The organism is Streptococcus sp. FDAARGOS_520 (genome assembly GCF_003812685.1).
In the GTDB taxonomy this organism is placed as follows: Bacteria; Bacillota; Bacilli; order Lactobacillales; family Streptococcaceae; genus Streptococcus; species Streptococcus agalactiae.
In genome coordinates this window covers 2047896-2060535 of sequence record NZ_CP033810.1, presented here as the reverse complement: position 1 = coordinate 2060535, position 12640 = coordinate 2047896, and the positions used below count along the sequence as shown (strand labels likewise).

General features: G+C 34.8%; 12 protein-coding genes and 1 riboswitch. Of the genes, 6 read left to right on the top strand and 6 right to left on the bottom strand.

Annotated features, from left to right (window positions below; genetic code table 11):
• The first annotated feature begins 104 nt into the window (after window positions 1–104).
• Window positions 105–2105, top strand: coding sequence for a KUP/HAK/KT family potassium transporter (locus tag EGX96_RS10845; RefSeq protein WP_001164947.1), 2001 nt, complete (start codon window positions 105–107; stop codon window positions 2103–2105).
• A 70-nt stretch (window positions 2106–2175) separates the two neighbouring features.
• On the opposite strand, the gene EGX96_RS10840 is transcribed toward EGX96_RS10845, so the two are convergent.
• Entirely contained in the window at window positions 2176–2847 is a 672-nt protein-coding gene (locus tag EGX96_RS10840; RefSeq protein WP_000853102.1) for a hypothetical protein, read from the bottom strand.
• Window positions 2848–3138: 291 nt separating this feature from the next.
• On the opposite strand from EGX96_RS10840, the gene EGX96_RS10835 reads away from it, so the two are divergent.
• The 4 genes from EGX96_RS10835 (at window position 3139) to EGX96_RS10820 (ending at window position 7775) form a co-directional block, all read left to right on the top strand.
• Window positions 3139–4479 (top strand): MFS transporter, encoded by a 1341-nt coding sequence (locus EGX96_RS10835; protein ID WP_000162146.1) that lies wholly within the window; start codon window positions 3139–3141, stop codon window positions 4477–4479.
• Window positions 4480–4681: 202 nt separating this feature from the next.
• Window positions 4682–5665, top strand: coding sequence for a GMP reductase (guaC, locus tag EGX96_RS10830; RefSeq protein ID WP_000481327.1), 984 nt, complete (start codon window positions 4682–4684; stop codon window positions 5663–5665).
• 55 nt (window positions 5666–5720) lie between these two features.
• A riboswitch (purine riboswitch) is annotated at window positions 5721–5816 on the top strand.
• 103 nt (window positions 5817–5919) lie between these two features.
• On the top strand, window positions 5920–6501 hold the full coding sequence (locus EGX96_RS10825; protein WP_000770389.1) for a xanthine phosphoribosyltransferase: 582 nt from the start codon (window positions 5920–5922) through the stop codon (window positions 6499–6501).
• A complete protein-coding gene (locus EGX96_RS10820; protein ID WP_000671140.1) occupies window positions 6501–7775 on the top strand; it encodes a nucleobase:cation symporter-2 family protein in 1275 nt (424 codons plus the stop codon). The genes EGX96_RS10825 and EGX96_RS10820 overlap by 1 nt, the downstream gene beginning before the upstream one ends.
• Before the next feature lie 98 nt (window positions 7776–7873).
• Here EGX96_RS10820 and EGX96_RS10815 read toward each other — a convergent pair whose 3' ends face one another.
• The 5 genes from EGX96_RS10815 to EGX96_RS10790 all read right to left on the bottom strand — a co-directional run bounded on the left by EGX96_RS10815 (window position 7874) and on the right by EGX96_RS10790 (window position 11909).
• Window positions 7874–8662 carry a formate/nitrite transporter family protein gene (locus tag EGX96_RS10815; RefSeq protein ID WP_000051847.1) on the bottom strand — a complete coding sequence of 263 codons (789 nt, stop codon included), beginning with the start codon at window positions 8660–8662 and terminating at the stop codon, window positions 7874–7876.
• 98 nt (window positions 8663–8760) lie between these two features.
• Window positions 8761–9996 (bottom strand): NAD(P)H-dependent oxidoreductase, encoded by a 1236-nt coding sequence (locus EGX96_RS10810; RefSeq protein WP_000673645.1) that lies wholly within the window; start codon window positions 9994–9996, stop codon window positions 8761–8763.
• Between the two features lie 23 nt (window positions 9997–10019).
• Window positions 10020–10622 (bottom strand): NADPH-dependent FMN reductase, encoded by a 603-nt coding sequence (locus EGX96_RS10805; protein WP_000766628.1) that lies wholly within the window; start codon window positions 10620–10622, stop codon window positions 10020–10022.
• A gap of 17 nt (window positions 10623–10639) precedes the next feature.
• On the bottom strand, window positions 10640–11578 hold the full coding sequence (locus tag EGX96_RS10800; RefSeq protein ID WP_001177176.1) for an FAD:protein FMN transferase: 939 nt from the start codon (window positions 11576–11578) through the stop codon (window positions 10640–10642).
• A gap of 148 nt (window positions 11579–11726) precedes the next feature.
• On the bottom strand, window positions 11727–11909 hold the full coding sequence (locus tag EGX96_RS10790) for a 4-oxalocrotonate tautomerase (protein ID WP_001117229.1): 183 nt from the start codon (window positions 11907–11909) through the stop codon (window positions 11727–11729).
• A 137-nt stretch (window positions 11910–12046) separates the two neighbouring features.
• Between EGX96_RS10790 and EGX96_RS10785 the strand changes: the two genes are divergently transcribed.
• Window positions 12047–12616 (top strand): thymidine kinase, encoded by a 570-nt coding sequence (locus tag EGX96_RS10785; RefSeq protein WP_000068112.1) that lies wholly within the window; start codon window positions 12047–12049, stop codon window positions 12614–12616.
• Window positions 12617–12640 lie beyond the last annotated feature (24 nt).

Here is a 12640-nt window from a genome sequence, read left to right as displayed (position 1 = left end):
TTTCTGGTCTTTTTATAGATAAGTGTTGTTTTTTTAACTTAATCTGCTATAATGAGTTCAGCCATTTTTTTGACTAATATTATTTAATCGGAGGGTTGGCAGAAATGCAACATGTCAATCATTCTTCTTTTGATAAAGCATCAAAAGCAGGATTTATTATTGCTTTAGGCATTGTTTATGGAGATATTGGTACAAGCCCACTCTATACGATGCAATCATTGGTTGAAAACCAAGGTGGTATTTCTAGTGTCACAGAATCGTTTATCTTAGGTTCTATATCTTTAATCATATGGACCTTGACACTTATTACAACTATCAAGTATGTGCTTGTAGCTTTAAAGGCGGATAATCACCACGAAGGTGGTATTTTTTCTTTATATACCCTTGTTAGAAAAATGACACCTTGGTTAATTGTTCCGGCTGTTATTGGAGGTGCAACCTTGTTGTCAGATGGAGCTTTGACGCCAGCTGTAACCGTAACTTCAGCCGTTGAAGGATTAAAAGTAGTTCCTAGTTTGCAGCATATTTTCCAGAATCAGAGTAATGTTATTTTTGCGACCTTGTTTATTTTACTGTTACTTTTTGCCATCCAAAGGTTTGGAACGGGTGTTATTGGGAAATTATTTGGGCCAATTATGTTTATATGGTTTGCCTTTTTAGGTATTAGCGGTCTCCTTAATAGTTTTGCCCATCCAGAAGTTTTCAAAGCAATTAATCCATACTACGGTTTGAAATTGTTATTTAGTCCAGAGAATCATAAAGGTATTTTTATTTTAGGATCTATTTTCCTGGCGACAACGGGGGCAGAAGCACTATACTCTGACTTAGGTCATGTTGGGCGTGGAAATATACATGTTTCATGGCCGTTCGTTAAGGTTGCCATTATACTTTCTTATTGTGGGCAAGGGGCATGGATTTTAGCTAATAAGAACGCAGGAAATGAATTGAATCCCTTTTTTGCTAGTATTCCTTCGCAATTTACAATGCATGTCGTTATTTTAGCTACTTTGGCAGCTATCATCGCTTCACAGGCACTGATTTCTGGATCATTTACCTTAGTTTCTGAAGCTATGCGACTAAAAATATTCCCACAATTTCGTTCAACTTATCCTGGTGACAATATTGGTCAAACCTACATACCTGTTATTAATTGGTTCTTATTTGCCATTACAACCTCTATTGTTTTGCTTTTTAAGACTTCAGCGCACATGGAAGCAGCATATGGATTAGCGATAACAATTACGATGCTAATGACAACTATTTTACTGTCTTTCTTTTTAATTCAAAAAGGAGTAAAAAGAGGTTTAGTCTTATTGATGATGATTTTCTTTGGTATTTTAGAGGGAATCTTCTTCCTTGCTTCAGCTGTTAAATTTATGCATGGAGGCTATGTTGTTGTTATTATAGCAGTAGCAATTATATTCATCATGACTATCTGGTATAAAGGTAGTAAAATTGTTTCGCGTTATGTTAAGTTGTTGGATTTAAAAGATTACATCGGACAATTAGATAAACTTAGACATGATCATCGTTATCCGATTTATCATACTAACGTTGTTTATTTGACAAATCGTATGGAGGGAGACATGATTGATAAGTCTATCATGTATTCTATCCTTGATAAGCGCCCTAAAAAAGCACAAGTTTATTGGTTTGTAAACATTAAGGTCACTGATGAACCTTATACAGCTGACTATAAAGTTGACATGATGGGAACCGACTTCATTGTGAAGGTAGAACTTTACCTTGGATTTAAGATGCGTCAGACTGTGTCACGCTATCTTCGTACGATTGTAGAAGAATTACTTGAAAGTGGACGTCTGCCTAAACAAGGAAAGACATACAGCGTTAGACCTGATAGTAAAGTAGGAGATTTTAGGTTTATTGTCCTTGATGAACGTTTTTCAAGCAGTCAAAACCTAAAACCTGGTGAACGATTTGTTATGCTAATGAAATCATCTGTAAAGCATTGGACAGCAACACCAATACGATGGTTTGGTCTACAATTTTCCGAAGTTACAACAGAAGTAGTTCCTTTGATTTTTACAGCTAATCGAGGTCTACCAATTAAAGAAAAAATTGAACTTACAACAACTGGAGATTGATTAATAAAAGGCGCTGGAATTAAACCAGTGCCTTTTAGTTATTAGTTTTCTTTTTAGAGTGACGAGTGGATTATAGTTCAAAATCATCGTTAGAGATAGAAGCACCAGACGTGACATCAGACCATCCAACGATAGCTTGACCGGATTCTTTTAAATACCCCTCTAATAGTGGTTTAATATTATGGACATGTTCAATATAACCAACTAGTTGCCCACTATCATTTTCTAAGCGTTTATAAGATTGTACTAGAATATAATCTTGTGATGCGCCAGGTAAGAGTAAATGTAGCTCTTTCGCTTTTTTCTCTATTAGACTGTTTTGAACCCATTTGTCTATAGGATATTCTTCTTCAGGATAAATATCAAAAGGATCTTCAGGTTTATGGTTCGAATAAATTGTTTGACCGTCCTTATTATGCAATCTAAAACGATATGGGAGATGGTTAAATAAGTCAAAATTTAGCATATAGTGAAACTCGGTCATTGTTTTGGAGAGTTCCGAGAACGTTTTAATATCGTTAGCCTCTGTTTTTGAGTTAGTCTGACTAATCGCTAAGTAGTTGGAGTCAATTACCAGATGAGGTATGCTAGTTTCTATATCATGGAATGCAAAGCTACCGTCAAAATCTGCATGATTGAGAGTTGAAATATCTGTAATGATTTGAATAGAAAACAAATAATTAAAGTAAGTCTTTAACGTAATAAAGAAATTATTTTCAGATTCATTTGAGGCAAAAGCCACTATTTTCTTGGGTATTAGCATATGAACATGATAACGGTATTAAGAGTAAATTGCAATTGTTATGTTCTCTGAAGTGGTGATTGATGGGTAGAGAATAGATAAGAAAGTGAAGGCATTAATATTCAAAAAACTCTTTGTTTTTCTTAGCTTTATTTGATATAATAAGAACTGTTGATTGTCCTTTGACAACTAATATAAACAATTTAATTTTAATTCTAATGAATTAAATGGAGCACCTTGATTTAGCGGGGTGCTCTATTTTATGATAATAATCAAAGTAAGGAGATTTTAATGACTAAAAAGGGATGGCGTATTATGCCTGCCATAATTACAACGGCTATATTAGGTTTTTCAGGGATTCTTATTGAAACATCTATGAATGTCACTTTTCCGCTTTTGATGAAAGAATTTGGGGTTAACCCCGCTGTTATTCAATGGGTGACAACAGGAAATTTGTTAGCTGTTGCTGTGACTGTGCCTTTGTCAGCATTTATGATTAAAAATTTATCAGAGAGACAAATTTTTACATTGGCAAATGTGCTTTTTTTATCTGGTGTTTTAATTGATAGCTTTGCCCCTAATTTAGCTATATTGTTAGTAGGGAGAGTCTTGCAAGGTGTTGGGACAGGATTAGCCCTCCCTTTATTGTTTCATATCATTCTTACACAAATCCCGATGGAGCGTAGAGGACTAATGATGGGAGTAGCTGCTATGGTCACACTTTTAGCACCGGCAGTTGGACCTACTTATGGTGGTGTCATTTCAGGAATGTTAGGATGGAAGATGATTTTTATGCTTCTGGCACCAATACTTATCATATCTACCTTTATAGGTTTGGCTTCTATTCCCAAACGTCAAGTAAGAATTAATGATAAACTCAATTTTCCTGCCTTTGTCAGTTTAGGTATTGGCTTGGCAACCCTTCTTTTAGCTATTGAAAAGATGTCTATTTTTTACTTATTAGTAGCTATTGTTAGTTTTGTTATTTTTTACTATTTAAATAAACAGCTAGAATTTTTGAATTTGAATGTTTTTAAAGATAAAGATTTCTCAATCTTATTGTATGGCGTCCTGGCTTTTCAAATGATTCCTCTAGCACTTTCGTTCTTATTACCTAACCTCTTGCAACTTGTTTTACATCAAACTTCAACCAAAGCTGGTTTGTTTATGTTTCCAGGTGCAATAGCAGTAGTTTTTTTATCCCCTTTTGCAGGTTATCTCCTGGATAAAATTGGTGCATTTAAGCCAATTATGATAGGTATCTCCCTTTCTTTGATAGGTTTAATTGGTACAGCTATATTCATTCCTGCGAAGTTTGTTGTAGTACTTTTAGCCTTTGATATTCTTACTAAAATTGGTATGGGGATTGGAGCAAGTAATATGGTTACGACAGCTTTAACAAAACTAAAGCCAGCACAGTCAGCGGATGGTAATAGTATCTTAAATACACTACAACAATTTGCGGGAGCTTTTGCAACCGCAGTAGCCTCACAAATTTTTACCATCGGACAAGTAGCTATTCCGAAAAATGGAGCTATAATCGGTAGTCAATTTGCAGTTCTATTCGTTATCATTGTTGTTATCTTAGCTATTGTAGGATTAACTTATCTTCGAAAAAGAAAAGCAATATAATAAATGTAAAATCCTATAGAGTACTGCTCTATAGGATTTTACATTTATTTTGAAAAAACGAACATTATTCAAATAAATTGATCAAAAATTGACTAAAAATAAATAAAGTCTATAATTTAAAAAGGAAAGGTATGTTTTTACCTAGCGATGCTTTGTTATACAAAGTTATAGGAAGGTCATTTTACTCATTAGGAGAACCATTATGTTTAACGATATTCCTGTTTTTGATTATGAAGATATTCAATTAATACCAAACAAGTGTATTATATCTAGCCGCTCACAAGCTGACACAAGTGTCAAACTTGGAAACTATACCTTTAAACTTCCAGTAATCCCTGCTAATATGCAGACTATTATTGATGAAGAGGTAGCTGAAACATTAGCGTGTGAAGGTTATTTTTATATTATGCACCGTTTTAATGAAGAAGAAAGAAAACCTTTTATCAAGCGTATGCATGATAAAGGTTTAATTGCATCGATTTCGGTTGGGGTCAAAGACTATGAATATGACTTCGTGACAAGTCTGAAAGAAGATGCTCCTGAGTTTATCACTATTGATATTGCACATGGCCATTCTAACAGTGTTATAGAGATGATCCAACACATTAAACAAGAGCTTCCAGAAACTTTCGTTATTGCTGGAAATGTAGGAACGCCTGAAGCTGTTAGAGAATTGGAAAATGCAGGTGCAGATGCAACTAAAGTTGGTATTGGACCTGGTAAAGTTTGTATTACTAAAGTCAAGACAGGTTTTGGTACTGGAGGTTGGCAATTAGCTGCCTTACGTTGGTGTTCTAAAGCTGCTCGCAAGCCAATTATTGCTGATGGTGGTATTCGAACACATGGGGATATTGCAAAATCTATCCGCTTTGGTGCTAGTATGGTAATGATTGGTTCGCTGTTTGCTGGTCACCTTGAAAGTCCTGGAAAACTTGTGGAAGTAGATGGACAGCAATTTAAAGAATACTATGGCTCAGCTTCTGAATATCAAAAGGGAGAACATAAAAATGTTGAAGGTAAGAAAATTCTATTACCTGTTAAAGGGCGACTAGAGGATACTTTGACAGAAATGCAACAAGATTTGCAAAGTTCTATTTCTTACGCAGGAGGAAAAGAATTGGATAGCTTGAGACACGTTGATTACGTTATTGTTAAAAATTCTATTTGGAATGGTGATTCCATTTAAATTAAATCTTGAAATCTTAATTAAAAATGTTACAATAGTTATCTATCATACATAACAATTAAATATATGATTTACTTATTTATGCTGAGGATTGGCTTAGCGTCTCTACAAGACACCGTAATGTCTAACAATAAGTAAGCTAATAAATAGCTTGCCTGTTGGTTCATGTTAATGAAGCGATAAATTAGAGGAGATTTGTGTCCTCTGATTGAGGTAAGTTATTTTTTTATTTTCTAAAGAGTGAAGGGGTTATTATGAAGTTATTGGAAGAACGTATTCTTAAAGATGGTGATGTTTTAGGTGAGAACATTTTAAAGGTTGATTCTTTTTTGACTCATCAGGTAGATTTTGAGTTAATGCAGGAAATAGGTAAAGTTTTTGCTGATAAATATAAAGAAGCCGGCATTACGAAGGTTGTTACGATTGAAGCATCTGGAATTGCACCAGCAGTGTACGCAGCTCAAGCATTGGGCGTACCAATGATATTTGCTAAAAAAGCTAAGAACATTACTATGACTGAAGGTATCTTAACTGCTGAAGTGTATTCTTTTACAAAGCAAGTTACGAGTCAAGTTTCTATTGTGAGTCGCTTTTTATCTAACGATGATACTGTACTCATCATTGATGACTTTTTAGCAAACGGTCAAGCGGCTAAAGGATTACTTGAAATTATTGGTCAAGCTGGAGCTAAGGTTGCTGGTATCGGAATCGTTATTGAAAAATCTTTCCAAGATGGGCGTGATTTGTTAGAAAAAACAGGTGTTCCAGTTACTTCTCTTGCTCGTATTAAAGCGTTTGAAAATGGTCGAGTTGTTTTTGCGGAGGCTGATGCTTAATGAAATTTAATGAGCAAAGTAACTCGCAAGCAGCACTTCTAGGCTTGCAACACCTGTTAGCTATGTATGCAGGATCCATTCTTGTACCTATCATGATTGCTAGTGCTCTTGGTTATAATGCTGAGCAACTAACTTATCTTATTGCGACAGATATTTTTATGTGTGGGATTGCCACCTTATTACAATTACAATTAAGTAAGCACTTTGGAGTGGGTCTTCCAGTTGTATTAGGGTGTGCCTTTCAGTCTGTAGCTCCTTTATCAATTATTGGTGCACAACAAGGTTCCGGCTATATGTTTGGAGCTTTAATTGCTTCAGGAATATATGTCGTTTTAGTTGCTGGCATTTTTTCTAAAGTTGCAAATTTCTTTCCTCCAATTGTAACAGGATCAGTTATTACTACAATTGGTTTGACATTAATACCAGTTGCGATGGGAAATATGGGTGATAATGCAAAAGAACCGAGCTTACAATCTTTAACTTTATCACTGGTAACGATTGGTGTTGTTTTATTAATTAATATTTTCGCAAAAGGCTTTTTGAAGTCAATTTCAATCCTTATTGGACTCATATCAGGTACAATTCTTGCAGCATTTATGGGCTTAGTTGATGCTTCTGTGGTAGCAGAAGCACCACTTGTACATATTCCGAAGCCATTTTATTTTGGAGCTCCTAGATTTGAATTTACTTCTATTTTAATGATGTGTATTATTGCAACAGTTTCTATGGTAGAATCAACAGGTGTTTACCTTGCGCTTTCAGATATTACAAACGATAAATTAGACAGTAAGAGACTTCGTAATGGTTACCGTTCAGAAGGATTGGCAGTATTACTTGGCGGCTTATTTAATACCTTTCCATATACCGGTTTTTCTCAAAATGTGGGACTGGTACAGATATCTGGGATACGTACGCGTAAGCCGATATATTTTACAGCTCTCTTCTTAGTTATACTTGGCTTGTTACCTAAATTTGGCGCAATGGCTCAAATGATTCCAAGTCCAGTTCTTGGTGGTGCTATGTTAGTTTTATTTGGTATGGTAGCACTTCAAGGGATGAAAATGCTTAATCAGGTTGATTTTGAGCATAATGAGCATAACTTTATCATTGCAGCCGTATCAATTGCAGCAGGAGTAGGTTTTAATGGGACAAATCTCTTCATTAGTCTTCCTAATACTTTACAAATGTTTTTGACAAATGGTATTGTTATCTCAACCCTGACAGCTGTTGTTTTAAATATCATTTTGAATGGATTGCCTAAAAAATTAATATGATACTTTTCTTTATTTATCAAAAAAGTTAATTTTTAGTTATTGATTTCATGATGAGAATATAAAAGAAAAACTGAGTAATAAATTACTCAGTTTTTCTTTTATTCATGGTGAGAAGTTTTTGTTTTATTTAACCAAGCATAGGCTAGGCCGATGAAAACGCCCCCTCCTATCCAGTTACCAAAAAATACAAGTGTCCATTGGCGGATAACGTTTAGAAGAGTAAAATCTTTAATATGTTCGATATGGCTAAAAGCAGCTAACATAAAGGATGCAAAATTAGCAATTAAGTGTTCGTTTGATAGAAAAACAAACATAAAAATAGCAGATAAAATAACCGTCATTTTTGCCGATTCTTCTTTTAATAACATGTAAGCAAGGATAGCTAAATTCACAAACATATTAGCAATAATACCTTCTAGGAAAGCTCCTGAACTAGGTTTTCCTAACTTTTTAGCAACGACATGCCCTAAAAAGCTATCATTTGTTAAATGCTGGAATGAGTACGATTGATTAAACAACCAAGCTAATATACAAGCACCAACGAGGTTGAAAAAAGTACAATAAATTAAAATTGTTATGGCTTTTTTCCAAGAGATATTTTTATTATAGGCTCCTGCAGTGAGATAAAGCATATTAGATGTCGCCAATTCACCATTAAATATTAAAACATAAATAAGTCCAAAACTAAAGATGAAAGCAAATACAAAACCTGATAGAGCAGGAGAAATTTTACCAATAGTATCAGCTGCGACGATACCGGCAGCAGTACTCATTGTCAAATAAGCCCCTGCTAGCATTGATCTCAAGGCGTAGCGTCCTAAACTCTCTTTATAAAGCGCTTCCTTTTTAGCGCAATTGTAAGCAATTTTTTCTTGAAAAAGTGACATAGTATATTCCTTTTATGTGATTTTATTAACTTGATTAAATCTTAAAAAGGAGGATCTTGATATCTTTTTAAGGTATCAGATCCTCAAAAGCGAGGAGATTAATGTTCAGAGGCACCAGAAGTGGCATCTGTGGCTTGATCAACGGGAGCATCCTCTGTGCTAGTTGAAGCGCTAGAAGTAGCGTCAACTGCTGAAGCTCCAGGAGCAGCAGTAGTTCCACCGACCAAACGTTGTCCAGTAGTTTGGAGGTACCAATCTAACCACGGTTTAAAGTTAAAGATAATTTCATTAATACCAGCATAAGATCCGTCTGGGTAGTACATAGCTTGATAGTTGTGAGTATTGATAACTTCTGGAGGTGTACCAGGAACGACTGTACGTACATATTCTTGATTTCCATTACGAAGAGTACCGATAACCCATTCAACATTTTTCATTCGTGCCGGTGGTAAACTACCATGAACTGTGGCCATACGGTTTCCTACTTGTTCACGAACACGTTTTCCTAACATTGTATCTGGATCTGGATGATTATTATTGTAATATAGAAATTGATTATTATCATCTGCATATGTTAGCTCAAATGGCATAGCATTTAAAAACATATTAAGTTGGTTAACAGTAAGTAAACCATTGTCTAGTTTAACGTAAGCATCCCCTTCAACGGCGTTAACTTTCTCGGCTGCCTTGTCTAACCAATCAGGATCATCTGGATCGATACCAGTAATGGTTGTATCGATTTGTCCCTGACAGTAGAGGTCTTCAGATTCAATAGCTTTAGGTTTTCTCAATGATGATACAACTCCTACATATTTGATAAAATTATCAAGACAAGTTTCTAAAAATTGAACAGTCCCAGGATTGATAATGTTTCCATTATCATCAAAGGCTTCTTTAGCTTTTCCTAATAAGAATTCATTTCCTGGAAGTGTGTAAGCATTAACGCCAGGAGCATCAAGGATTTTACGAAGGTGTATTTGAGCACGTGATGTGCCTTGATCATAATATGAAGCACCGACAATCATAACAGGTTTATTTTCGAGTGGATGCACAGCAAATGAGAGCCACTCAAGCACACTTTTAAGAGCGGCCGTAATAGTATGATTATGTTCAGGAGTGGCAATAATAACGCCATCAGCTCGTGTGATCTTATTATTAAGAAGACGAAGTTGGAAACTTTCTTCCCAATTTTGGACTTGATTAAACATTGGAATATCATCGATTTCAAGGACTTCCAATTCAAATTTGGTTTTAAAATTCTTGCGAATAAATTCAAGCAACATACGATTATATGATTGCTCTGCATTTGAGCCAACAATACCTACAAATTTCATCTTAGTTATTCCCTTCTATACTCTTATAAACTTTCCCAGTCAAAATTTTCTGCTTCTTTTTGAAGTAAATCACGAGCATTTGATAATTTACCAGTAATCTTAACAAAAAGACGAAAATCATCAAAGATAGCATCTAGCTTCTGACTTGTTTCGATATCGTGTAGGTTGCCATCTTTATCAAAGGCTTGGAGAGAGTGTGATAACAAGAATTCGTCAGGTAAAACACTTGCTTTTAGTTCAGGAGCGTTAAGTATTTGACGTAATTGTAATTGTGCACGTGATGATCCAAGTGTTCCATATGAAGCACCAGTAATCATAACGGGTTTGTTGAGAAGTGGGTAAATACCATATGATAGCCAAGCTAAAACACTCATTAAGGCCGAAGGTATAGAATGATCATATTCTGGCGTACCAATAATAACACCATCAGCTTCTTCAATTTTAGCAGCAATATCTAAAATTACTTGGGGAACATTTTTATCAGCAGGTTTATTAAATAACGGAAGGTCTTTAACTTCGATGAGTTCAATTTCTGCTTTGTCAGCAAAGTGTTGTTGCATGTATTGTAATAATTGACGATTTGTTGATTTATTTGAGTTAGTTCCAACGATGCCAATAAGTTTCATATTAGAAATCCTCTTTCTTAATGATAAAATAGTTGAAAATGATGTTTTAAGCCATCAGATAAATAGATACGATCATCTTTAGTGATGATAATGCCTTCAATGTAGGAAACAGCGTTTAAAATATCAAGAGCCTCTTTAATGGATAAGCCAAACAACCTTGTGGTCCAGATTTCACAGTCGACGGATTGTTTAGAAACAATAGAAATGCTAGCCATCTCTGTTTGTATCGGATAACCAGTCTGTCGATCAAAAATATGATGGTATTCCTTATCGTCAATAATTAGACGGCGTTCATAAGTACCTGAGGTTACAACAGATTGGTTTTTAATTTTGACAGCTCCAATATTTTGTCCCCGTTTCTTTTTCGGATGTTGAATACCGATAACCCAATACCCTTCTGAACGATTAGGATTATCTCCGTGAACTAAAACGTTTCCGCCTAAGTTAATGATAGCAGAATCAATCATCTCATTTTTGAGATAGATTATAATTTTGTCAGCGATATATCCTTTTGCAAGTGCACCCAAATCAATTTTCATTCCTATCTGATTTAAAAAAACAGATTGATTTTTTGAATCTAGAAGTATATGAGTTGGGTCAGATAAAATCATAGCTTCTGATATTTCACTAGGGCTAGGTAGTTTAGCATCTGAAAATCCAATTCTCCAAGTTTGCACTAAAGGACCAATAGCAATATTTAGGTTACCAGGCCTAGCTAAGCTGTGCTCTTTCCCAATTGTGATTAATTCAAAGAGGTCTGGATGTACTTGAATAGGCTTGATACCAGCGTTATTATTTATAGCCATTAACTCTGAATTAAAGTCATTTGCACTAAAGCGATTTTTGTAGAGCTCCAAGAGTTCTATGACCTCTTGGATTTGTTTTTGAGCATTTTTAGAATTAATTTGAATATCGATAGTCGTTCCCATGAGTCTTAAACTATGAGAAAGTTGCAAATTTTCCACCCCCAAAGCAATATATTCTAATGATACCGTTTTCTAACTTGAAAATCAATACTTATTTTCAAATATTTTCAATTTGTCAAGAAATATGCTTGCAAAGACTATCAAAAGAGGTTACCTGGGTAACCTCTTTTACTATTTCTTATTTTTTCTTAAGTTCACCTTGAGGATAGTAGGTTCCTTCAGGCATATCGTTGATAAAAACATGGATATTTTCTTTAGGTGCTTTTGCAATGCGTGATACTACTTCAGTAACCTCGCGAGCTAATTCATTTTTTTGTTCTTGTGAGCGTCCCTCAAACAAGTCAATTTTTACAAATGGCATAATGTTACTCCTTTATGTTATTGGGCATCATTGTAACATAATGTTGTGAAAAAGTACACACTGTTTTCAATGGCTGGGAAAACTTCAGCCTTTGTGGTAAAATAGGTAGAATACTATAGAAAGTAGGATTTTCCGCTTTGGCTCAACTCTATTATAAATATGGGACAATGAATTCTGGTAAAACCATTGAAATTTTAAAAGTTGCTCATAACTATGAAGAACAAGGAAAACCTGTGGTTATTATGACAAGCTCCTTGGATACTCGAGATGAATTTGGAGTCGTTTCAAGTCGTATTGGAATGCGTCGTGAAGCAGTTCCAATTTCAGATGATATGGACATTTTCTCCTATATTCAGAATTTACCACAAAAGCCTTATTGTATTTTAATTGATGAATGTCAATTTTTGAGTAAGAAAAACGTCTACGATTTAGCTAGAGTAGTAGATGACTTAGATGTACCAGTCATGGCTTTTGGTTTGAAAAATGATTTCCAAAACAATCTTTTTGAAGGTTCAAAACATTTGCTATTATTGGCCGATAAGATTGATGAAATCAAAACAATTTGCCAATACTGTAGTAAGAAAGCAACCATGGTTTTAAGGACAGAAAACGGAAAACCTGTCTATGAAGGTGATCAGATACAAATTGGTGGTAATGAAACATATATCCCAGTTTGTCGAAAACATTATTTTAATCCAGATATTTAAAAGATAATCGGTTTTAAAGGAGAT